Origin of the sequence: Streptomyces sp. NBC_00076 (assembly GCF_045041235.1) — a bacterium.
Taxonomy (GTDB): Bacteria; Actinomycetota; Actinomycetes; order Streptomycetales; family Streptomycetaceae; genus Streptomyces.
Window position 1 is genome coordinate 10,037,213 of the sequence record NZ_CP108242.1, and the last position, 20,802, is coordinate 10,058,014.

Annotated in this window: 20 protein-coding genes and 2 pseudogenes; 17 read left to right on the forward strand and 5 right to left on the reverse strand. The window is 69.9% G+C overall.

What is annotated here, in order from left to right; translation table 11 throughout:
• Window positions 1–10: 10 nt before the first annotated feature.
• Window positions 11–2,407 carry an ATP-binding cassette domain-containing protein gene (locus OHA64_RS44740; protein WP_405622961.1) on the forward strand — a complete coding sequence of 799 codons (2,397 nt, stop codon included), beginning with the start codon at window positions 11–13 and terminating at the stop codon, window positions 2,405–2,407.
• A gap of 201 nt (window positions 2,408–2,608) precedes the next feature.
• A pseudogene (locus OHA64_RS44745) lies at window positions 2,609–2,798 on the forward strand (glycoside hydrolase family 15 protein); the annotation flags it as partial.
• A 183-nt stretch (window positions 2,799–2,981) separates the two neighbouring features.
• Here OHA64_RS44745 and OHA64_RS44750 read toward each other — a convergent pair.
• Complete coding sequence (locus OHA64_RS44750; protein WP_405622962.1) at window positions 2,982–3,347, reverse strand: DUF6479 family protein; 366 nt, start codon at window positions 3,345–3,347, stop codon at window positions 2,982–2,984.
• Window positions 3,348–3,479: 132 nt separating this feature from the next.
• On the opposite strand from OHA64_RS44750, the gene OHA64_RS44755 reads away from it, so the two are divergent.
• The 3 genes from OHA64_RS44755 to OHA64_RS44765 all read left to right on the forward strand — a co-directional run bounded on the left by OHA64_RS44755 (window position 3,480) and on the right by OHA64_RS44765 (window position 6,961).
• Window positions 3,480–3,854, forward strand: a complete 375-nt coding sequence (locus tag OHA64_RS44755; RefSeq protein WP_405622963.1) for a ferredoxin — start codon at window positions 3,480–3,482, stop codon at window positions 3,852–3,854.
• A gap of 118 nt (window positions 3,855–3,972) precedes the next feature.
• The gene (locus tag OHA64_RS44760) at window positions 3,973–5,151 is read left to right on the forward strand and encodes an acyl-CoA dehydrogenase family protein (protein WP_405622964.1); all 1,179 of its coding nucleotides are present in this window, start codon (window positions 3,973–3,975) and stop codon (window positions 5,149–5,151) included.
• 631 nt (window positions 5,152–5,782) lie between these two features.
• Window positions 5,783–6,961, forward strand: coding sequence for an alpha/beta hydrolase (locus tag OHA64_RS44765; protein WP_405622965.1), 1,179 nt, complete (start codon window positions 5,783–5,785; stop codon window positions 6,959–6,961).
• 547 nt (window positions 6,962–7,508) lie between these two features.
• On the opposite strand, the gene OHA64_RS44770 is transcribed toward OHA64_RS44765, so the two are convergent.
• Entirely contained in the window at window positions 7,509–7,904 is a 396-nt protein-coding gene (locus OHA64_RS44770) for a hypothetical protein (RefSeq protein ID WP_405622966.1), read from the reverse strand.
• On the opposite strand from OHA64_RS44770, the gene OHA64_RS44775 reads away from it, so the two are divergent.
• Entirely contained in the window at window positions 7,824–8,477 is a 654-nt protein-coding gene (locus OHA64_RS44775) for a DUF6308 family protein (RefSeq protein ID WP_405622967.1), read from the forward strand. The two genes, OHA64_RS44770 and OHA64_RS44775, sit on opposite strands and share 81 nt — an antisense overlap.
• Here the strand turns inward: OHA64_RS44775 and OHA64_RS44780 are convergent.
• The gene (locus tag OHA64_RS44780) at window positions 8,443–8,637 is read right to left on the reverse strand and encodes a hypothetical protein (protein WP_405622968.1); all 195 of its coding nucleotides are present in this window, start codon (window positions 8,635–8,637) and stop codon (window positions 8,443–8,445) included. The two genes, OHA64_RS44775 and OHA64_RS44780, sit on opposite strands and share 35 nt — an antisense overlap.
• A gap of 320 nt (window positions 8,638–8,957) precedes the next feature.
• On the opposite strand from OHA64_RS44780, the gene OHA64_RS44785 reads away from it, so the two are divergent.
• Both OHA64_RS44785 and OHA64_RS44790 read left to right on the forward strand, forming a co-directional pair.
• Entirely contained in the window at window positions 8,958–9,770 is an 813-nt protein-coding gene (locus OHA64_RS44785) for an oxidoreductase (RefSeq protein WP_405624378.1), read from the forward strand.
• Window positions 9,771–9,820: 50 nt separating this feature from the next.
• Complete coding sequence (locus OHA64_RS44790) at window positions 9,821–10,339, forward strand: nuclear transport factor 2 family protein (RefSeq protein WP_405622969.1); 519 nt, start codon at window positions 9,821–9,823, stop codon at window positions 10,337–10,339.
• A gap of 22 nt (window positions 10,340–10,361) precedes the next feature.
• Here OHA64_RS44790 and OHA64_RS44795 read toward each other — a convergent pair whose 3' ends face one another.
• Window positions 10,362–10,574, reverse strand: a complete 213-nt coding sequence (locus OHA64_RS44795) for a hypothetical protein (protein ID WP_405622970.1) — start codon at window positions 10,572–10,574, stop codon at window positions 10,362–10,364.
• Window positions 10,575–10,913: 339 nt separating this feature from the next.
• Here OHA64_RS44795 and OHA64_RS44800 point away from each other — a divergent pair, with 339 nt between their 5' ends.
• From OHA64_RS44800 to OHA64_RS44840, 9 genes are all read left to right on the forward strand, one after another.
• Window positions 10,914–12,209 carry an SNG1 family protein gene (locus OHA64_RS44800; protein ID WP_405622971.1) on the forward strand — a complete coding sequence of 432 codons (1,296 nt, stop codon included), beginning with the start codon at window positions 10,914–10,916 and terminating at the stop codon, window positions 12,207–12,209.
• 262 nt (window positions 12,210–12,471) lie between these two features.
• Window positions 12,472–13,047: a TetR/AcrR family transcriptional regulator gene (locus OHA64_RS44805; RefSeq protein ID WP_405622972.1), complete on the forward strand. Its 576-nt coding sequence runs from the start codon at window positions 12,472–12,474 to the stop codon at window positions 13,045–13,047.
• A gap of 29 nt (window positions 13,048–13,076) precedes the next feature.
• Window positions 13,077–13,631, forward strand: coding sequence for a hypothetical protein (locus OHA64_RS44810; RefSeq protein ID WP_405622973.1), 555 nt, complete (start codon window positions 13,077–13,079; stop codon window positions 13,629–13,631).
• Entirely contained in the window at window positions 13,612–14,187 is a 576-nt protein-coding gene (locus OHA64_RS44815) for an MFS transporter (protein WP_405622975.1), read from the forward strand. Before OHA64_RS44810 ends, OHA64_RS44815 begins: the two co-directional genes overlap by 20 nt.
• On the forward strand, window positions 14,184–14,834 hold the full coding sequence (locus OHA64_RS44820) for a TetR/AcrR family transcriptional regulator (protein ID WP_405622976.1): 651 nt from the start codon (window positions 14,184–14,186) through the stop codon (window positions 14,832–14,834). Before OHA64_RS44815 ends, OHA64_RS44820 begins: the two co-directional genes overlap by 4 nt.
• A 204-nt stretch (window positions 14,835–15,038) precedes the next feature.
• Entirely contained in the window at window positions 15,039–15,653 is a 615-nt protein-coding gene (locus tag OHA64_RS44825; RefSeq protein ID WP_405622977.1) for a TetR/AcrR family transcriptional regulator, read from the forward strand.
• Window positions 15,654–15,731: 78 nt separating this feature from the next.
• Window positions 15,732–16,580 (forward strand): oxygenase MpaB family protein, encoded by an 849-nt coding sequence (locus OHA64_RS44830; RefSeq protein ID WP_405622978.1) that lies wholly within the window; start codon window positions 15,732–15,734, stop codon window positions 16,578–16,580.
• 61 nt (window positions 16,581–16,641) lie between these two features.
• On the forward strand, window positions 16,642–18,882 hold the full coding sequence (locus OHA64_RS44835; RefSeq protein WP_405622979.1) for a tetratricopeptide repeat protein: 2,241 nt from the start codon (window positions 16,642–16,644) through the stop codon (window positions 18,880–18,882).
• 54 nt (window positions 18,883–18,936) lie between these two features.
• Window positions 18,937–20,505: a phytoene desaturase family protein gene (locus OHA64_RS44840; protein ID WP_405622980.1), complete on the forward strand. Its 1,569-nt coding sequence runs from the start codon at window positions 18,937–18,939 to the stop codon at window positions 20,503–20,505.
• A gap of 152 nt (window positions 20,506–20,657) precedes the next feature.
• Here the strand turns inward: OHA64_RS44840 and OHA64_RS44845 are convergent.
• Window positions 20,658–20,798: pseudogene (locus OHA64_RS44845) on the reverse strand (short-chain dehydrogenase); the annotation flags it as partial.
• Between the last annotated feature and the right edge of the window lie 4 nt (window positions 20,799–20,802).

A 20,802-nucleotide genomic window follows, 5' to 3' on the forward strand; every position in this document is an offset into this window, starting at 1 on the left:
CGGAGACACGATGAGCATGGCCACCACGACGGACTCGCAGTCGCCTGCGCCGCACGTTGCCGACAGCCACGACCTGATCCGTGTGCACGGCGCGCGCGAGAACAACCTCAAGGACGTCAGCATCGAGATCCCGAAGCGCCGGCTGACGGTGTTCACCGGCGTCTCCGGCTCCGGCAAGAGCTCGCTGGTGTTCGACACGATCGCCGCGGAGTCGCAACGCCTGATCAACGAGACCTACAGCGCCTTCGTGCAGGGCTTCATGCCGACGCTGGCGCGGCCCGAGGTCGACGTCCTCGACGGGCTGACCACCGTGATCAGCGTCGACCAGCAGCGGATGGGCGCCGACCCCCGCTCCACGGTCGGCACCGCCACCGACGCCAACGCGATGCTGCGCATCCTCTTCAGCCGGCTCGGCAAGCCGCACATCGGTCCGCCCAGCGCGTACTCCTTCAACACCGCCTCGGTCCGGGCGAGCGGTGGGATCACCGTCGACCGGGGCGACGCCAAGACCAGGACCGTGAAGGCGACCTTCAACCGCACCGGCGGCATGTGCACGCGCTGCGAGGGCCGGGGCTCGGTCTCCGACATCGACCTCACCCAGCTCTACGACGACTCCAAGTCGCTGGCCGAGGGCGCGTTCACCATCCCCGGATGGAAGTCGGACAGTCAGTGGACCGTGCAGGTCTACGCCCAGTCCGGCTTCGTCGACCCGGACAAGCCGATCCGCAGATACACCAAGAAGGAGATGCAGGACTTCCTCTACGGGGAGCCGGTGAAGGTCAAGGTCAACGGCGTCAACCTCACCTACGAGGGGCTGATCCCCAAGATCCAGAAGTCGTTCCTGTCCAAGGACAAGGAGGCGTTGCAGCCGCACATCCGGGCATTCGTGGAGCGTGCGGTCACCTTCACCACCTGCCCCGAGTGCGAGGGCACCCGGCTCAGCGAGGGGGCCCGCTCGTCGAAGATCAAGAGGATCAGCATCGCCGACGCGTGCGCGATGGAGATCAGGGACCTGGCCCAGTGGGTCCGCGGCCTCGACGAGCCGTCGGTGGCGCCGCTGCTCGCCGCGCTGCGGGGCACCCTCGAGTCGTTCGTGGAGATCGGCCTCGGCTACCTCTCGCTCGACCGGCCGTCGGGCACGCTGTCGGGCGGCGAGGCGCAGCGTGTCAAGATGATCCGGCACCTCGGGTCGTCGCTCACCGACATCACGTACGTCTTCGACGAACCCACCATCGGCCTGCACCCGCATGACATCCAGCGGATGAACGACCTGCTGCTGCGGCTGCGGGACAAGGGCAACACCGTGCTCGTCGTGGAACACAAGCCGGAGACCATCGCGATCGCCGACCACGTCGTCGACCTCGGCCCCGGCGCCGGCACGGGGGGCGGCACCGTCTGCTTCGAGGGCACCGTCGAGGGGCTGCGGGTCGGCGGCACCATCACCGGCCGCCATTTCGACGACCGGGCCGCCCTCAAGGACACGGTGCGCAAGTCCGCCGGGACGCTGGAGATCCGCGGCGCGGCGACGCACAACCTGCAAGGCGTCGACGTCGACATCCCGCTCGGCGTGCTCTGCGTCGTCACCGGTGTCGCCGGCTCCGGCAAGAGCTCGCTCGTGCACGGGTCGATTCCCGCCGGCGAGGACGTGGTGTCGGTCGACCAGAGCCCGATCCGCGGCTCGCGGCGCAGTAATCCGGCGACGTACACCGGACTGCTCGAACCGATCCGCAAGGCATTCGCGAAAGCCAACGGTGTGAAGCCGGCGCTGTTCAGCGCCAACTCCGAGGGCGCCTGCCCCACCTGCAACGGCGCCGGCGTCATCTACACCGACCTGGCGATGATGGCCGGCGTCGCCACCCCCTGCGAGGAGTGCGAGGGCAAGCGGTTCCAGGCATCGGTGCTGGAGTACCACCTCGGCGGGCGCGACATCAGCGAGGTCCTCGCTATGTCGGTGAGCGAGGCCGAGGAGTTCTTCGGCGCGGGCGAGGCGCACACCCCGGCCGCGCACCGCGTGCTCGGGCGGCTCGTCGATGTCGGGCTCGGCTACCTCAGCCTCGGCCAGCCGCTCACCACGCTGTCCGGCGGCGAGCGGCAGCGGCTCAAGCTGGCCACCCACATGGCCGACAAGGGCGGCGTCCTGGTCCTCGACGAGCCGACCTCCGGCCTCCACCTCGCCGACGTCGAGCAACTGCTCGGGCTGCTCGACCGGCTCGTCGACTCCGGCAAGTCGGTCATCGTCGTCGAGCACCACCAGGCGGTCATGGCACACGCCGACTGGATCATCGACCTGGGCCCCGGCGCCGGCCACGACGGCGGCAAGATCGTCTTCGAGGGCACGCCCGCCGACCTCGTCGCCGCCCGGTCCACTCTCACCGGCGAACACCTCGCTGCCTACGTCGGCACCTGACCGAGGCGGTCGTGCGGGTACCCGGGGTCCCTGGGTACTCGTGCGTTCCTCGTAATCCGTGCCCGTTCCGACAGGTCAGGCCGGAACCGAGCTGCCCGGCGTGCCCGGTGATCTGCCCCGAGGCGACCGGGCCTGAGCGGCCACCGAGGCGGCCTGGCGGCCGGTCGTCCCGGATCTCGATGCCACCGTGGCCATCGGGGACTGGCCGAACACCGGCAGGGCCGGGGCCGTCGAGGCGTACCGCTGGTTCGAACGCAACCGTGGCGCCTGCGGCGGACCGGGCCTGCACGCCGAGGAGTTCGACATCGCCCAGCGGCAGTCGCGCGGCAACCTCCCGCAGGCCTTCGCGCACGCCCTGCTGCTCGAGTCGGCCGCCCGCCTCGGCGACTGACCTCGCCGCTCCCACGGCGGCGGACACGATCAAGGGCCCGGGCGTCGGCCCGGGCCCTTCTGTTTCACGGCGGTACGGCTTCTCACCGGCGCGGCTCCGGCGCGGCTTCCCAGCGGTAACGACGACCGTTCGCGACCTGCCGCGAACGACCACCGACCGCGACCTGCCGCGACCGCGACCGTGTCAGCGCCCGCCCGCCCCACCGCTGCCGAAGGAACCACTGCTGCCCTCGTCCCAGCGCGGCCGTTCCTCGGACGCGCCGCTGCGGGAGCCGGCGTTGCCGTGTCCGGGCATCCGGTGCGGGGTCAGCCGGTGATCGCTCCGCGGCACCTCGTTCGGCTCCCGGTTCTCCATGACCTCGCGGACCGGACCGCCCTCCGGGGCCCGCGGCTGTTCCGCGGGCGTCGGCCGTGGCGGCTCACGCCGCTTGACCCGTATGCCCAGCCAGAAGGCGCCGATCAGCACCGCCACGACCACCACACCCGCCACGATCAGACCGCCGGCCAGAGCGCCCCGGCCTGCTGCGATGTCCATCCAAGAGGTATTCATGGCACGCGAGTACCCCTGGCACCGTCGGCGAACCCGCAGGCCGAGGCCGTCACCCGGACGGCGGTTCCCTAGGCCGGCGGCTCCCTTGGAATCACCGGGTTTGACGCGTTCGGCGACGGCTACCCGCCCGGTGTGACGACGACAACATCCCAGCAGGAGCTCTTCCGGTTCCTGGAGGACAGGTTCGCCTGCGCCCAGGCGTGCACCGAGTGCGCACGGGCGTGTGCGCTGCGCGCGAGCCTCGTCGATCCGGACGGAACCGAGGAACAGGAACTCGTACGACGCAAGGGCATCATGTGCGCGGAGGTCTGCGACGCGACCTGCCGTGTGCTGTCCGAGCAGAACCGGCTGGATGAGGCCGGCATCCGCGCGCAGCTGGAGTGGTGCCGGTCGGTGTGCCTGGAGTGCGCGCACGCCTTCGACCAGTACCCGGGAGCGGAGGACAGCGCGAAGGCGTGCCGGGAGTGCGCCCAGGCGTGCTCGGACTTCATGGCCACGCTGGTCTGAGAGTCCGCCTCCCTCGCCCGGCCCGGACCGGCAGACGGCTTCGCACGCCCATTCCCAATTTCTGCAACACGTTCTACGGTGTGCGCCGTCAGGACCGGCCTGGGAGCCTGGAGGCGCCGTGCACCTCGATCACACGCCCGAGCAGCAGCGGCTGCGCATCGAACTCCGTGCCTACTTCGCCGAGTTGGTGCCGGACAACGCGCACGCCCGCTTCACCGACCATGTCACGCAGAAGCGCTTCTACCGGGACACGATCCGCCGGCTCGGCACGGACGGCTGGCTCGGCGTGGGCTGGCCCGAGAAGTACGGCGGCCGGGGCCTGACGGCGATGGAGCAGTTCATCTTCTTCGACGAGGCCGCCCAGGCCGGCGTCCCGCTGCCGTTGATGGCGCTGAACACCGTCGGACCGACGATCATGCGGTACGGCACGGACGAGCAGAAGTCGTACTTCCTGCCGAGGATCCTCTCCGGGGAGATCGACTTCGCGATCGGCTACAGCGAGCCCGACGCCGGTACCGATCTGGCGTCCCTGAAGACGCGTGCCGTGCGGGACGGCGACGACTACGTCGTCAACGGCCAGAAGATCTGGACCACCAACGGCGACACCGCCGACTGGGTCTGGCTCGCGGTCCGCACCGACCCGGATGCCCCGCCGCACAAGGGCATCACCATGCTCCTGATGCCGACCACGAACCCCGGCTACTCCTGCACCCTCATACACACCCTGGCCTCGCACGACACCACGGCGAGCTACTACGAGAACGTCCGCGTCCCCGTCGCCCACCGGGTCGGCGAGGAGAACCAGGGCTGGCGGCTGATCACCAACCAGCTCAACCATGAGCGCGTCACCCTCGCCGCCCACGGCACCATGGCGATCCGCGCCCTGCACGACGTCCAGCGCTGGGCCATGGAGACCAAGCTCGCCGACGGCCGCCGCGTCGTCGACCTGCCCTGGGTACGGCGCCTGTTCGCCCGCACCCACGCCCGGCTGGACGCGCTCAAGCTCCTGAACTGGCGGATGGTGAACGCCGTCCAGGACGGCACCCTCACCCCGCAGGACGCCTCCGCGGTCAAGGTGTACGGCTCCGAGGCCCGCCGGGACGCCTACGCCTGTCTGATGGAGATCGTCGGCGCCGCGGGCGCGCTGAAGGAGGGCTCGGCGGGTGCGGTGCTGCACGGCGAGCTGGAGCGCGGTTACCGCTCCGCGGTGATCTTCACTTTCGGCGGCGGCAACAACGAGATCCAGCGGGAGATCATCTCGTGGATCGGACTGGGGATGCCCAGGGTCCGGCGCTGACGCTTTGTGACGAGGATTTTTAGTTGGCACAAAAGAGGGATAGTTGGCACCGGATCGCACGTCCGTGTAGATGGGCGACTTCATGCCTACTTGCGGGTGCCGAACTGCTGCTTTACAGGTTCTGTTGCGGTGCTGGCGTGGTGTGCGTGAGCGTCTCTTCTTCGACGACGCCGCTTGCGGAGACGACCAGGGGCGAACCGTTCCGGATTTGATTGAGCCTCTGAACTTCCCCGGCTTTCGTAGCGGCCGGTGCTGTGGGTTACAGGCTGCGTTCCCGCAGGTGCCGGACCGCGCGCTTGCTTCCTGAGTGTTCATTGAGTGGTGTGCATCGTGAAGTCGCAGGTCACGGAGCTTGTGTGCGTGGGGCTCGGGATGCTCGTGCTGGTCGCGGGCGGGTGACTTCAGTGAAGATCATCGGTCACCGGGAGACTTCTCGGTTCGTCAGGACCAGCATGGCCCTCACCAGGCAATCGCCTACTTCGGGTCGGTGTGGACCTTGCCGAGAACGCGTGTGTGCGTTGATGTTGAACCGGGTTCGTTGGATCTTCACGAACCAGTGACCTGCGGCGGCGGGGCTGGGCGGTCAAGTCCCAGGAAATGTCCCAGAGTTGACGGTGGTACGTTCATGGACATGCCGATGGGATACGTGGCGACGACCGCGCTCTTCGCCTGGTGCACTTTCTTCGCCGTTGTCGCGCCACGCCGGCCCCGGCCACTGGCGACCCTGAGTTTCTGGTTCGGTCTGGGCCTCAACGAGGTGCCGTTCGTGGGCATCTACGTCTTGGTGGTCTCGACGGCACTGGCCGCCGCAGAGGGTGATCTGGATTCGGCGGGAGCCAAGGTGACGGTCGCGGTGGCCGCCGTCGCCACCGTCGGCCTTGCTGTCTCCGCCTGGCGGGGCCTGCGCACGGATCAGGTGGTCGGGCGGGCTCTTGAGCAGGGCCTCGGGACCGGCTGGCGGGATCGTGTGCACGTACCGCTGCGCCGACGTCGGCCCTGGGCCCGCATCCTGCTGCTGCCGGCCCTGATGCGGCGGCGTGACGTGCAGCGGATCCCCAACATCCGCTACGGGGACGCCGGGCGCCGGAACCTCCTCGACATCTACCGCCGCCGCGACGCGCCGCAGAACTCGCCGGTCCTCATCTACTTCCACGGTGGCGGCTACACCAGCGGAGCGAAGAACCGCGAGGCACGGCCCCTTCTGTACCGGCTCGCCAGCCAGGGGTGGGTGTGCATCAGCGCCAACTACCGGCTGCGGCCCCAGACCACGTTCCCCGGCCACCAGATCGACGCCAAGAAGGTCATCGCCTGGGCCCGCGAGCACGCCTCCGAGTACGGTGCCGATCCGTCGGGGCTGTTCGTGGCGGGCAGCTCCGCCGGCTCCAACCTGGCGTCCCTGTGCGCGCTCACGCCGAACGACCCGAAGTTCCAGCCCGGATTCGAGTCGACCGACACCTCGGTCACCGCGGCGATCTGTCTCTACGGCTACTACGGCCACTACTTCGGCGATCCTCCGGACGAGCCGCCGCCCCCGCTCCAACCACAGGGATACATCCACCCCGGTGCGCCGCCGTTCCTCATCGCCCACGGCACCAAGGACGCGCTGGCGACCGTCGAGGGCGCCCGGAACTTCGTCGACCAGCTGCGCCGCGCCTCGGACAGCACCGTCGTCTACGCCGAACTGCCCGGCGGGCAGCACGCGTTCGACGTCTTCCACTCCCCGCGCTTCGAGGCAGTCGTGGACGGCGTCGAAGCCTTCGCCGCCTGGGTCCTGGCCGCTCCGCAGCGCACTCCCGACCCAATCCCCTAGATCGTCTGACATGTCAGGCCGGGGTCGTTGTCGGGTTCGGCTGCGGTGACCGTGCTGACGCTACGATCCGTCACCGGACTGGTACGTCGGGAAACCGTAGGGGCGTGGGGATGCGGGAGCTGGAGCGGATAACGGCTCGCCGAGGTGAACTGGACACACTCGCCGGGGAGTTGGCCAAGCAGCTGCAGGAGGTCCAGGCCGAGCGGGAGGAATTGATCGTCGCCGAGCGGGTTTTGAACCGGCTGGCCGAGCAGGACCGGGCCGCGGAACAGGACGCCGCTGCCGTCGCCCCGACTCCAGCCCGGGTGGCGGGCCGGGTGGCCGGCACGGTCTCTCCGGCCAGGTCGAACGGAGCGAGCAGGCCGGCGAAGCAGCCGATCTCGTTGGCCTTTTCCGGCACCCGCAGCTGGGTGACGGTCTGCCCTGCGTCGGTCATGGCGGCGAGCGGCACATCTGAGCGCTGCCGACGTGTCGACTTGTCACTGGCCGGCGGGCACCGGGATCCGCGTCGGCCGCAACCCGGGGCCGGCCGCCGCGCCTACCGCTCCTACGACGGCGCCTCGTCGATGAGACGTCGGGCGGCCTCGACGGCCGCGGCCCGTCGCTGGGTGGTGACCTGGTTTTCGCTCCACACCGCCCCACGCGTCGACAAGCCCGTCGTCGCCATGGTGTGCGCGACGCCGACCAGTAGCATCACCAGGTCGAACGGATCCCACACCGGATCGATCACACTCTGCGCCTGACCCTCGCCAACCGCCTTGATGGCACTGCTCAGGACATCCGTGTGCGCAGCCGGGGTCTCGTCGCCGAACTCCAGTTGCATCCAGGCCGAGAGGCGGCTGTCCAGCGGGTTCTGCGCGAAATGGACGAAGAGGCGACCCACATAGCCGGGCATGTCGGCCGGCGCGGGCTGGGCGACACTATCCAGTTCGGGGGCAGGCAAGCTCCTTGCCGGAAACGGCCGCGGCTGCTACCCGTCTACGATCAGGTCGTTCGCTGCGTACTTGGTCGGCCGAAGTCATTCTGGCTTGACGCGCTGCGTGCCGACAATCATGCGTTGCACCGCGAACTGATGGCCCTACGGCAGTCCGCCGACCTCCCCGCGACCGGCAGTGCGTTGCGGGTCTGCGACGTGGTGCTCTGGATGCATCACCGTACGGATCATCACAGAGAAGCTGCATCGGGACCTGAAGTCTGTCGGTCGCACCCGGGGGAGAGTTCCGCCGGAGGGCACATGGCCCTGTGCCCCTGGGAAACACCCCGTGACCTGCGCTGTACCAAAGTGCCAACTATCTCTCTGATCTCGTACCGACAGTTGCTGAACCTAGTTGGCATCAGCGCAGGTCACGAACGTTGCCTTGTGCCAACTAGCGATCCTGGTCACACGACTGTTGTGCCCCTTGTGCCCAAGCGCTTCATGGACCAGCTGTTCGAGAGCGGGACGAGCTGCTCGCGGCGAGCCCGGAGGAACGCGCCTCCGCCTATGCGGCGAGGGTCCTGCCCTCGGCGGACGTAAGGGAATTGACGAGCAGTCGGGCGCGGGTGTTGTCGGCATCGGCGCCCAGTGGCAGGGCCTGGTTTCCCGGATCCTCGTCCAGCCGGCCCGGACGCTCGCCGATCCGGTCGTCGCCCCGTGCGTCGGTGGCCGCCGCGGCGGCGTGCCCGTGCAGCTGCATGTGGAGCGTTCCGGGCGCTTCGATATCAGCCGTGTGTAGGCGATCGCCGGTGGCTGCCCATTGCGTGGGAGGGCCCGTTCGCGCCTTCACTCCCTCGGGCCGCCCTCTCGCAAGCCAGGTGAGCGTCTTCGCGTCTCTCCTGCCTGCCCATCCGGTCCGTGCCGCGCGTCGGCGGGCGCAGTTGGGCCCAGTCCGAAGCCGCCCGGTTCTGCGTGCCCGGGATCAGTTCCCTGCTTGAGCTTGTGCATTGGAAACCGATCGGTTTACAGTGAGGGCAAGGCGAAACCGATCGGTTTCCTTCAGGAGTTCGGGAGTGCATGATGACGACGAATCGGCCGGTGGCCCTCGTGACGGGCGCGTCCTCCGGCATCGGCAAGGAAGCTGCGCTCGCGCTGGTCGCGGCTGGTTTCGAGGTGGCCGGCACAGGCCGGGACATCTCACGTGTCGCCCCGCTCCAGGGTGTGACGTTCCTCGACCTCGACGTGGTCAGTGACAAGTCGGTCACCGCCGTGGTCCAGCAGGTGATCGAGCGGTTCGGGCGGATCGACGTCCTGGTCAACAACGCCGGCATCGGCTCGATAGGCGCGGCCGAGGAAACCTCCGTCGCGCAGGCCCAGGGCGTCTTCGACATCAACGTCTTCGGGGTCATGCGCATGGTGAAGGAGGTCCTGCCGCACATGCGTGCCCAGGGACGCGGGCGCATCATCAACCTCTCGTCAGTGCAGGGGTTCATCCCCGCTCCCTATATGGCCGTCTACGGCGCGTCCAAGCACGCGGTCGAGGGCTACACCGAGTCCCTGGACCACGAGGTCCGGGAGTACGGCGTCCGGGCGCTTCTCGTCGAACCCGCCTACACCAGGACCGGATTCGAGACCAACAGCGCGAAGCCCGACACGCCCCTGCAGACCTACGCGGACCAGCGGCGCGTCTTCGACCGCCTGATGGCGGAGGCGATCAAGGACGGCGACGACCCCGCCGTCGTCGCCAAGGCGATCGTCGCGGCAGCGACCGACGCGAAGCCGAAGCTGCGCTACACCGCCGGTCCCATGGCCGGACGCGCGCGCATACTCCGCTTTGTTCCTGCGTGGGCCTTCGACAGGCAGATCCGCAAGATGAACAAGCTGACCGCCTGACACCCGCCACCCCACGCACCCCATCGCGCCGTTGACATCGGGAGTGACCCATGTCCGACACCCTGTACTCCGCCGCCGCTACCGTCGCGAGCTGGCGCGCCGCCTCAGAACGCGGTGACGTCGAGGCCGCGGTCGCGTGTCTGAGCCGGGACGTCGTGCTCAGCTCGCCGCTCACCGAGCAGTACCGCTTCGAGGGACCTGACCAGCTGCGCGATTTCCTGACCTCGGCGTTCACGGCGGTCGAAGACATCCGCTTCCACACTCAGACCGGCGAGGGCGACGCGTACGCACTGTTCTACCGGGCGCGGGTGGGATCCCAGCCGTTCGAGGAGGCGCAACTGCTACGGCTCGACGACGAGGCACGCATCAAGGAGGTCACCCTCTTCGGGCGTCCGATGCCGGGCCTCACCGCCCTGATGATCAGCGCGGGGTCGGAGCTCGCCCGCCGGCAGGGCCGCCGGGGCGTCGCGGCCCTCATGCGCGCCAGCGCCGCGCCCGTACACGCGATGGCCACCTTCGGGGACCGCCGCTTGGTCCCGCTGACCCGGCCGGTAGCCCGGCGGACCTGAGGGCACCGGGCCCACGGGGCGTTTACCCCCGTTCCCCTTCCAGGAGTTGGCGGCAGCCGCAGGCGATGTCCTCGGCGGACAGCTTCGGGTCGCAGGAACGCAGGCCACCCGCGCCGGACCCTAGGGCGAGATCCGCACCGACCTCCCTGCGGACGACGTTCCGCACGTCCTCTTCATGGGTATCGCAGGTCTCGCGCTCCCCGGCCACCACACCGTCCATGGGTTCACGCTTCACGGCCCTGCTCTTCGACCCGCTCGCCCCCGGCGGCGGGTCCCCTCTCCCGCCGACACGCGCGGAAACGGAAGATGACGACCTCCGCGCCGCGGTCAGCGACGTCGTCCGGGACTGACTCCCGGAGTCGAGGTGCCCCCATTTGGAAACTGATCGGCTTATGATGGCCTGAAACCGATCGGTTTTCTTGGTCGGAGTCCGGCGGGGTGCTGAATCCGCACCTCCGATTCCGCGGCGGCGGCCACTTTGTGCCGAGATTGAACGTTCCGAGGGGCGCCGGACCGTAAGGGAGCTGTCCGGCCTTGTCTGATGTGAGTGTGTTGTCCGAGACCGGAGTAAGTCATGAGTGCGATTCACCCGTTCCGCGTCCTGCGTGCCAAACCCCTGTGGATCGCCAACGGCGTCATCACGGGCGTCCTTGCGCTGCTGTTCACCGTCTTCTACGTCGGGGCCAACATCGATCCCGTCGATCACATGAAGAATCTGCCCGTCGGTCTGGTCGACGCCGACAAGGGGGCCGCTGTCGGGGGCAAGCAGGTCGACCTGGGGGCTCAGATCTCCGAGTCGGTCAAGAAGTCCACCGTGAGCGGAGACAAGATCGACTGGAAGGTGATGGACGAGAAGGAGATGAAGGAGGAGATCGGCAAGGGCAAGCTGTACGGCGCGCTCGTCGTCCCCGTCGATTTCACCTCCGCCACCACCGCACTGACCGGCGCGACCGCCGGGACCCCGGCCCGCCCGACGCTGACGGTGCTGACCAACCAGTCCGCCGGCAGCGTGGGCTCCAGCCTGGCCCGGACGGCGACGACACAGGCGGCCGAGAACGCCTCGCTCCAGGTGGGCAAGGAGCTCACGGCCCAGAGCGGGACTGGGCGGGCGAAGCTGCCCGCCGCGGCGCGCGTCCTCCTGGCCGACCCGGCCTCCGTCACGGTCAAGGACGGTCATCCGCTCGACTCACACAGCGGCCTGGGCCTGACGGCTTTCTACTACGCGCTCGTCCTGGTGGTCTGCGGCATGCTCTCCGCCAACGTCATCAGCGGTCAGGTGGACCACGCCCTCGGCTACACCCACAACGACATGGGCCCGCTGCGCCTGCACCGCCCGTTGATCCGGGCGACCCGGGTGCAGACCCTCGCAGTCAGCAGCACCCTCATGGCCGGACTGTCCCTGCTGATGGGCACCCTGGTCATGGTGGGCGCGGTCGGCATCATGGGTATGGACGCCGCTCATCTGCCCCTGCTGTGGCTGTACTCGGTGTGCGCCATCGCGGTCTCCGGGATCGGCGCGCTCACCCTCCTCGCCGTGTTCGGCACCCCCGGCATGCTGGTGGTCACGCTGGTCTTCATCGGTATGGCCGTGCCGACGGCCGGCGCCACCACTCCGATCCAGGCGCTCCCCGGTTTCTACCGCTTCCTCGCGGAGTTCGAGCCCCTGCGGCAGATCACCGGCGGCATCCGCTCGATCCTGTACTACGACGCTCAGGCCGGCGCGGGTCTGACCCGAGGCTGGGTCATGATGGCCGTCGGCCTCGCGGCAGCCGCCCTCTTCGGCTTCGGCGTGACCGGTTGGTACGACCGTAAGGGCCTGCACCGCATCCCCGCCGAGACGAAGCCCGAGAAGACCGCTGCTCCGGCGTAGCGGAAGGCGGCTCACCCAAGACGGGGCCACTGCTCGGAGTGGCCCCGGTGTGCGTCGCCCCCGTGGGGACGAGAGGCGCGCGCACCGTCAGGGCTCGGCGACGGTCTCTCCCCCCAAGTCCGTCGCCGAGCCTCTGAGTGGCCTTCAGGTGTCCGCGCGGCGCCTGCCATCAACCCTGTGACCTCCCCGGCACCCCGGCACCCGGGGACCCCTGGGAAACCGATCGGTTTCTATTTCGCCCGATTCGAGTTAACCTCACAGCATGACCACCGAAGTGAAGCCAAGTCCCAGAGAGCGGCTGCTGGAGGCGGCGGCCACGCTCACCTACCGAGACGGTGTCGGCATCGGAGTCGAGGCCCTGTGCAAGGCGGCGGGGGTGTCCAAGCGCTCCATGTACCAACTGTTCGACAGCAAGGACGAACTGCTGGCAGCGAGCCTGAAGGAGCGTGCCGCTGACTTCGTGGCGAGCCTCCTGCCCCCGGCGGACGACGGCCGCTCACCCCGCGAGCGGATCCTGCACGTCTTCGAGCGGGTGGAACTGCAGGCGGGTGCGGCCGAGTTCCGGGGTTGCCGGTACCTGGCCGTGCAGATCGAGCTCAAGGATCAGACCCACCCCGCGAGCCGGGTGGCCCACCGGATCAAAGCGAACCTGACCGCCTTTTTCCGTGCCGAGGCCGAACAGGGTGGCGCGAGCGATCCCGACCTGCTGGCCCGGCAGCTCATCCTGGTCTTCGACGGCGCCAGCGCCCGCGCGGGAATCCAGGCCGACAACCTGACCGGGCTCATCGCACCCACCGTGACCACCCTGCTCGATGCGGCAGAGATGCGGCAGACATGAGCTGACGGTCCCCGTCCACAATCGAGTTCATGCCCCGTCTACGCGAAGCGGCACAGGCCGTCGACCGCGTGACGGCGGAGGCGACCGGGGATGCCGACGCCCCCACAGTCGCCGCCAAAGCGATCGTCGCCGCAGCGACCGACGCCACGCAGAAGCTGCGCCGCACCGCCGGCCCATGGCGGGACGTGTCAGCACAGTGCGCCGCGGCTCACGGAGGGTGCGCGACCCGTCCGCACAGGTGCCGCCCGCCCCGGCCCCGCGGGGCTGGGCATCTCGTCACGAGGCCGCGTCGCCGCAAGGGTCGTCGGGGCCGTCGCGCCTGTCTTCCCTTCGTCGCGCGCCTCGCCGACCCGTCCTCCGCTGTCGTCGGATTCGGCCAATTGGTCGCTCAGAGCCTGGGCAGCGTCGTCGCCGGCGCTCTCATCACGGTCCCCCGAGAGGGCCTGCGCTGGCTGCCCTGGCTGATCGCCGTCACCGCGATGCTCTTCGTCCTCCTGGCCCCGGAGCCGGACAACCGGGACGAGCCGCGGGAGGCGCGCTCCGCACGGGCACCTGCGCGGCTTCATGCCCCCGCGCGACCGTGATTTCCTCCTGGCGCTCGTCGGCCGCTTCCTGCTGCTGATGTCCTTCATGAGCGTGCTGCTCTACCAACTCTTCGTGCTCACCGACTACATCGGGCTCGGCGTCGAGGAAGCGGGCCGTGTCATCGCCACCGGGGGCGTCGTCATGGCGCTCAGTTCGGGTGCGGCGACGGTACTCTCCGGTCCCCTCTCCGACCGCCTGGGCAGACGCAAGCCCATCGTGATCACCGCCTCGCTCATCTTTGCCGCAGCCGAGCTGCCTCTGGTCCTGTCCGATTCACTGGCGGCGTTCTACACATTCCTGGGTGCCGGCGGTTTCGCCTACGGGATCTACATCGCCGTCGACCAGGCCCTGCTGGCGAACGTCCTGCCCAACGGCGACGACCGCGCGAAGGACATGGGGATCCTCAACATCGCCAACACAGGACCCCAGATACTCGCGCCGATCGCCTCGGGTCTCGTCGTGACCGCCGTCGGCTACCGCAGTGTCTTCGTCATCGCGATCGTGCTGGCGGTGGTGTCGGCCCTGGTGCTCCTGCCCCTGCGGCGCGTGCGGTGAACAGCGCCGCAGGCCGTCGTTGCGCGGTGCCTATACTTGGATCATGGGTAACCCTGCGACGGGCGGGCGGCGCGGTCCGTACGCGAACACCGCACGGCGCAAGGCCGAAATCGTCGAAGCTGCCGAGCAGGCCTTCGCCGTCTCCGGCTACCACGGGGGCGCTGCGGGAGATCGCCCGCCAACTCGATCTGAGCTTCACAAGCCCGCGGCATCACTTCCCCAGCAAGGAAGAGCTGCTGATCGCGGTGCTCGAGAACGCGGACAACCGCGAACAAGAGCCCTTCGAAAGGGACTTGCTGCACAGCGGTCTCATCGAGGCGGTCGTCGCCCTGGCCGAGCGCAACCTCGCCAAACCGGAGTCGCTGCGACTCCTGGCAGTCATGTCGGCCGAGGCGTCGTCCACCTCTCATCCTGCCCACGTCTGGTTCGTCGAACGATATGGCCGAGTCCGGGCCCTCGTTGAGAAAAGCATCCGGTCCGACGTCGCCCAAGGGCGCCTTCCGGCAGATACCGATGCCGCCGAGGCGGCCCACGCGTTCGTCGCGCTCTGGGACGGACTGCAGCTGCAGTGGCTGATCGATCCGAGTTTCGACCTCGTCGCCGCCTTGAGGAAGGGCCTGCGTGCTCTGCTCGGCCAAACCCCGTGAACGCCGTACGTCAGTAGTTGCCCACGGCTGTTGACCAGGCAAGGCAGCGAAACGCTGCTGGAGTACCGCACGCAACCTCCGGTCGGACACGGTTAGCCCGCTAAGGTGTCCTGAAACGGACACCAGTCCGATACCGGGGCCAACTGTATCGGTCGGCTGTCCGGTCAGGGAGTGGCTTCCGATGTGGGCCCAGAAGGAGGACGAGTGGTGTCGAGGAGTGACGTGCCTCGGCGCTCGGACGCGCAGCGCAATCGCGAGCGCATTCTGGAAGTGGCGTTGGTCGAGCTGTCGCGTTCGGCGGATGTCCCGCTGAGTGTGATCGCCAAGAAGGCGGGCGTCGGGCAGGGGACCTTCTATCGCAATTTCCCCAGCCGTGAGGCGCTCGTCCTCGAGGTGTACGGCCATGGGGTGCGGCAGCTCAGCAACAGCGCGGCCGAGTTGCTGAAGACCAGGGAACCCGACCGGGCCCTGCGCGAGTGGATGGACGGCCTCGCCCGCTTCGCCATGGCCAAGGCCGGTCTGGCCGACGCGTTGCGGCAGGCCACCCGTGCGTCGGGCGGCGCGGAAAAGCCGGGGTACTCCCTGGTGGCCGACGCGATCGAGCTTCTGCTCGATGCCAATCACGAAGTCGGCACCATCCGCCCAGGCGTGACCGCCGACGACTTCCTCCTTGCCATCGCCGGCATCTGGCAGATCGGCCTCAGCGAGCACTGGCATGCCCAGGCCGCCCGCCTCCTGGACCTCATCATGGACGGCTTGCGCGCGGGAGCGCCCGGGCGACGGCAGCCTGGTCCGTACGGCCGACGAGGTGGCGGGTGACGATTGTTTCCCGCCCCGCCCACCGCAGGCCTTACCGGCGGTATCGACCAGAGCCCCGGCCCATGGCAGGGTGGGGCCATGAGCGAGGCCGACCCGGGGCTGTTCGGGCCCTCCTCCGTGACCTGGCAATTGCACAGCGACCCGATGATGTGGGTCGCGGGGATACGCGCCCTCTATCTCCAGGCACTGCACCCGCGCGCGGTACGTGGTGTCATGCAGAACTCCGACTTCCACAACGACGCCTGGGGCCGCCTGTTGCGCATCGCCGACTTCGTCGGCACCACGACCTACGGCAGCACCGAGGCAGCGGAGAGGGCGGGCGCCCGGGTCCGCAAGATCCACCGCATGCTCGGAGCCACCGACCCCGACACCGGCGAGCGTTACGGCGTCGACGAACCCGAACTGCTGCTGTGGGTGCACTGCGCCGAGATCGACTCGTACCTGTACGTCGCCCGCAGCTCCGGCTTTCCGCTCACCGACGCGCAGGCCGACCGGTACATCGGCGAGCACCGGGTCAGTGCCCGTCTGGTGGGCCTCGACCCTGACGCCGTACCGGGGAACCAGGCCGAGATGACCGCCTACTTCGAGAAGGTGCGACCCGACCTCGCCGCCGGAGAAGAGGCCCGCGCGGTGGACGACTTCCTGCTCCGCCCTCCGGCGCACCCCCTCCTGGTCCCGGCGCGCGAGGTGCTGTGGCGGCGTGTGGCACATCTGGCGTACGCCGCCCTGCCGCCGTACGCCCACGAGTTGTACGGCAGGCCGGCCCCGAAACCGGCGACCGTCACCCGGCGGCTGCGAGCGACGGGCACCCTGCTGCGCTGCGTTCCCGCACGTCTGCGCTGGCAACTCCCGCCCAAACACATTCTGCGCGCCATGGCCCGCCTCGGACCGACTGCTCGCCCGGCACCGTACAAACTCGGACGATAGCTCGCCATACTGGACCAGCCAGGGGCGGGTGGGGCGGAGTCGACGGGGGCGGTCGCAGGAGATGGGGGACAGCAGGCTGATCCACGGCCGGTACCGGCTGCTCGACCAGATCGGGCGGGGCGGTATGGGCGAGGTGTGGCGGGCGCGCGACGAGTCGCTGGGCCGGCAGGTCGCCGTGAAGTGCCTCAAGCCGCTGGGCGGGCACCACGACCAGGCCTTCACCGGGGTCCTCAGGGAGCGGTTCAGGCGCGAGGCCCGGGTGGCAGCCGCCCTCCAGCACCGCGGTGTGACCGTCGTCCACGACTTCGGCGAGTGGGACGGCGTCCTCTACCTCGTCATGGAACTCCTGGAGGGCCGCAACCTCAGCCAGCTCCTGGAGGACAACAAGCAGCACCCGCTGCCCGTCCCCGACGTCGTCGAGATCGCCGACCAGGTCGCCGCCGCCCTCGCCTACACTCATCAACAGGGCATCGTGCACCGCGACCTGAAGCCCGCGAACATCGTGCGGCTGACCGACGGCACCGTGAAGATCTGCGACTTCGGCATCGCCCGCCTCGGCCACGACATCGGCTTCACCTCCCGCCTCACCGGCACCGGCATCGCCATGGGCACCCCGCACTACATGTCGCCGGAGCAGATCGGCGGTGTCGAGGTCGACCAGCGCAGCGACCTGTACTCACTGGGCTGCGTGCTGTACGAGATCGCCACCGGCGCCCCGCCCTTCGACCTCGACGACCCCTGGGCGATCCTCATCGGCCACCGCGACACACCGCCCCGCCCGCCCCGCAGCCACCGCGCCGACCTGCCCGCCTACCTGGAGGAGGTCATCCTCGACCTGCTCGCCAAGAGCCCCGAGCAACGCCCGAACGACGCCCGCGAGCTGGGCCGCCGGATCAGCGACGGACGCGCCACACCGACGTACGTGCCGACCGTCGCGACCCCGCAGCCGGATCTGCGCCCGCCCGAGCCGGCCACCCCGCGCGGAGCCCGCCTGCCGTCCTGGACCCGGGGCATGACCACCGGGCACAAGGCCACCGGCGCCGGACTGCGCACCGCGGCCCCCGACGCGGGGGCGGGCCTCACCGGCGAATGGATCCCGCGCCCGCCGGGTGGCAGACCCGAGGAACCGGTGCCCGACGCACCGCCCGCCCCCTCCCCGGAGGCGGTCACCGCGCTCGCCGGACGACACAACGCCGGGCTCAGCCTGGGACGGCTCGGCCGCTGGGCCGAGGCCGGTGAGGTGCACCGCGCGGTCGCCGCCGAACGCGAACACCTCCTGGGCCCCGACCACCCCGACACCCTCGCCAGCCGCTACGAGGTCGCCTTCACCTACAGCCGCACCGGCCGCGCCGCCGACGCCCTGCGCGAGTACAAGCACGTCGCCCGTTCCCGGAGCATCTCGCTCGGCCCGGACCACCCCGACACCCTCGCCGCGCGCCAGGAAATGGCGTACGTCCTCGGACAGCTGGGGCGCCACTTCGACGCCCACCAGGTCTACAACTCGGTGCTCGCCGCCCGCGAGAGCATCATGGGCGCCGATCACCCGGACACCCTGCGCTGCCGCCACAACCTCGCCTTCAACCTCAGCAGGCTCGGCCGCCTGGAGGACTCGTACAGCATGGCCTGCGACGTGGCGGCCGCGCGCGCCCGGGTGCTCGGCCCGCACCACCCCGACACCCTGGTCACCCGCTACGAGGTCGCCTACGCGCTCGGCCAGTTGGGCCGCTGGCCGGAAGCCCTGCAGACCTACCGCGAGGTCGCCGAGGCCCGCGCCCAGGCCCTGGGTCCCGACCACGCCGACACCCTCGCCGCCCGCTACGAGGTCGGCATCAGCCTCGGCCGCCTCGGCGGCAGCACGGAGGCGCTCCAGCTCTACCGCGACCTGATCGACGACCGCACCCGGATCCAGGGCCCCGCCCACCCCGAGACCCTGCGCGCCCGCCACGGCCTGGGCGTGAACCTCGGCCGACTCGGCCGCTGGGAGGAGGCCCTCGCCGAGTCCCGCGACGTGTGCGCGATCCGCGAACGCGTCCTGGGCGCCGACCACCCGGACACCCTGGTCAGCCGCCGCGAGGTCGCCGTCGGCCTCGGGTGGCTGGGCCGCTGGCCGGACGCGCTGACCGAGTACCGCCGGGTGGCCGCCTCCCGCGAGCGCGTCCTGGGCGCCGACCACCCCGACACCCTCGCCAGCCGGAACGACGAGGCCCACTGCCTGGAGCAGCTCGGGCGGGGCGCCGAAGCAGCGGATCTGTACCGCCAGGTGGCCGAGGTGCGGCAGCGACGCATGACCGGCGGCCACTGACCCGGCCGCGGCCCATCTCTGGCCGACGTGGATCACCCCGTGTTACGAAGAACCATGCCTGTACACGAGGGACACCGGACGTACGACGCCGTAGTGATCGGTGGCGGCCACAACGGCCTTGTCGCCGCCGCCTATCTGGCCCGGGCGGGACGCTCCGTGCTGGTCCTGGAGCGGCTGGAGCGCACCGGCGGCGCCGCCGTGTCCACCCGCCCGTTCACCGGTGTGGACGCGCGGCTGTCACGCTACTCGTACCTGGTCAGCCTGCTGCCGAAGAAGGTCGTGCGGGACCTCGGGCTCGACTTCCGCGTCCGCACCCGCACCGTGTCGTCGTACACCCCCGTCGAGAGGGACGGCCGCCCGACCGGACTCCTGGTCGGCGGCAGCGAACGACGCACCCGAGAGGCGTTCGCCCGACTCACCGGCGGAGAGCGCGAGTACCAGGCCTGGCAGCGGTTCTACGACATGACCGGCCGCGTCGCCCAGCGGGTCTTCCCGACGCTCACCGAGCCGCTGCCCACCCGCGACGGACTGCGCCGCCGCATCGACGACGAGGACGCCTGGCAGACCCTCTTCGAGGAACCGATCGGCGCGACGATCGAGGACCGCTTCGCCGACGATCTGGTGCGGGGCGTCGTCCTCACCGACGCCCTCATCGGGACCTTCGCCGACGCCCACGACCCCTCGCTGCGGCAGAACCGCTGCTTCCTCTACCACGTCATCGGCGGCGGAACCGGAGCCTGGGACGTACCCGTCGGCGGCATGGGCGCCCTCACCGACGCGCTGGCCCAGTCGGCACGAGCGGCGGGCGCCGTCCTGACCACCGGACACGAGGCGGTACGCATCGACACCGACGGAAACACCGCGGAGGTCACCTACCGGACCGCCGACGGGGAGGGCACGGTCGGCGCCCGGCACGTCCTGGTCAACGCCTCCCCGCAGGAACTGGCCGCCCTCACCGGCGACCAGGCCCCCGCGCCCGCCGAGGGTGCCCAGCTCAAGGTGAACATGCTCCTCAAGCGGCTGCCACGGCTGCGTGACGAGTCCGTGGACCCGCGCGAGGCGTTCTCCGGCACCTTCCACATCGCCGAGGGCTACGAGCAACTGGCCGCCGCCCACACCCAGGCCGCGTCCGGTGAACTGCCCGCCGCCCCGCCCTCCGAGATCTACTGCCACTCGCTCACCGACCCGACGATCCTCGGCCCGGACCTCGTCGAACAGGGCTACCAGACCCTGACCCTGTTCGGACTGCACACACCGGCCCGGCTCTTCGAGCGGGACAACGACGCCGTACGCGACGACCTCCTGAAGTCGACCCTCGCCCAGCTCGACGCCCACCTCGCCGAGCCGCTCGCCGACTGTCTGGCCACCGACGCCGACGGGCGGCCCTGCATCGAGGCGAAGACCCCGCTCGACCTGGAGCGGGACCTCCGTCTTCCCGGCGGCAACATCTTCCACCGGGACCTCGCCTGGCCGTACGCCCAGGACGGCACCGGCCGCTGGGGCGTGGAGACCCGGCACCCCAACGTGCTGCTGTGCGGGGCGGGCGCGGTGCGCGGGGGAGGGGTGAGCGGGGTGCCGGGGCACAACGCGGCGATGGCGGTGCTGGAATCCGGTGACGACTGAGGACGTCCGTGCGGCTTCGGTTCAGCGCCCGCTTCGCCGCGCCGTACGCGGGCAGCCACGGGTTGGCCCTCAGGCTGCCCACGCTGGAGGTGCGGGCCCGACGGCTGGATGGTCGCCGCGTTGTTGAAGGCGACGTCGAGACGGCCGTACAGCTCCACCGTCCGGTCGACGGCGGCGCGGATGCCGGCCGGATCGGCAAGGTCGCAGCGTACGTAGTCCGCGGTGCCTCCCGCGGCCCGGATCTCCTCGGTCACCGCCTTGAGCTGGGTCTCCGTACGGGCCGCGAGGAGCACCCGG

What these genes read in the sequence shown, in the direction of transcription:
- OHA64_RS44835 (WP_405622979.1), top strand. Translation starts at nt 16,642, where the DNA reads ATGGGGGACAGCAGGCTGATCCACGGCCGGTACCGGCTGCTCGACCAG.
- OHA64_RS44790 (WP_405622969.1), top strand. Translation starts at nt 9,821, where the DNA reads ATGTCCGACACCCTGTACTCCGCCGCCGCTACCGTCGCGAGCTGGCGC.
- OHA64_RS44840 (WP_405622980.1), top strand. Translation starts at nt 18,937, where the DNA reads ATGCCTGTACACGAGGGACACCGGACGTACGACGCCGTAGTGATCGGT.
- OHA64_RS44750 (WP_405622962.1), bottom strand. Translation starts at nt 3,347, where the DNA reads ATGAATACCTCTTGGATGGACATCGCAGCAGGCCGGGGCGCTCTGGCC.
- OHA64_RS44775 (WP_405622967.1), top strand. Translation starts at nt 7,824, where the DNA reads ATGGACGAAGAGGCGACCCACATAGCCGGGCATGTCGGCCGGCGCGGG.
- OHA64_RS44800 (WP_405622971.1), top strand. Translation starts at nt 10,914, where the DNA reads ATGAGTGCGATTCACCCGTTCCGCGTCCTGCGTGCCAAACCCCTGTGG.
- OHA64_RS44765 (WP_405622965.1), top strand. Translation starts at nt 5,783, where the DNA reads ATGCCGATGGGATACGTGGCGACGACCGCGCTCTTCGCCTGGTGCACT.
- OHA64_RS44815 (WP_405622975.1), top strand. Translation starts at nt 13,612, where the DNA reads ATGCCCCCGCGCGACCGTGATTTCCTCCTGGCGCTCGTCGGCCGCTTC.
- OHA64_RS44780 (WP_405622968.1), bottom strand. Translation starts at nt 8,637, where the DNA reads ATGCAGCTGCACGGGCACGCCGCCGCGGCGGCCACCGACGCACGGGGC.
- OHA64_RS44785 (WP_405624378.1), top strand. Translation starts at nt 8,958, where the DNA reads ATGACGACGAATCGGCCGGTGGCCCTCGTGACGGGCGCGTCCTCCGGC.
- OHA64_RS44740 (WP_405622961.1), top strand. Translation starts at nt 11, where the DNA reads ATGAGCATGGCCACCACGACGGACTCGCAGTCGCCTGCGCCGCACGTT.
- OHA64_RS44830 (WP_405622978.1), top strand. Translation starts at nt 15,732, where the DNA reads ATGAGCGAGGCCGACCCGGGGCTGTTCGGGCCCTCCTCCGTGACCTGG.
- OHA64_RS44805 (WP_405622972.1), top strand. Translation starts at nt 12,472, where the DNA reads ATGACCACCGAAGTGAAGCCAAGTCCCAGAGAGCGGCTGCTGGAGGCG.
- OHA64_RS44810 (WP_405622973.1), top strand. Translation starts at nt 13,077, where the DNA reads ATGCCCCGTCTACGCGAAGCGGCACAGGCCGTCGACCGCGTGACGGCG.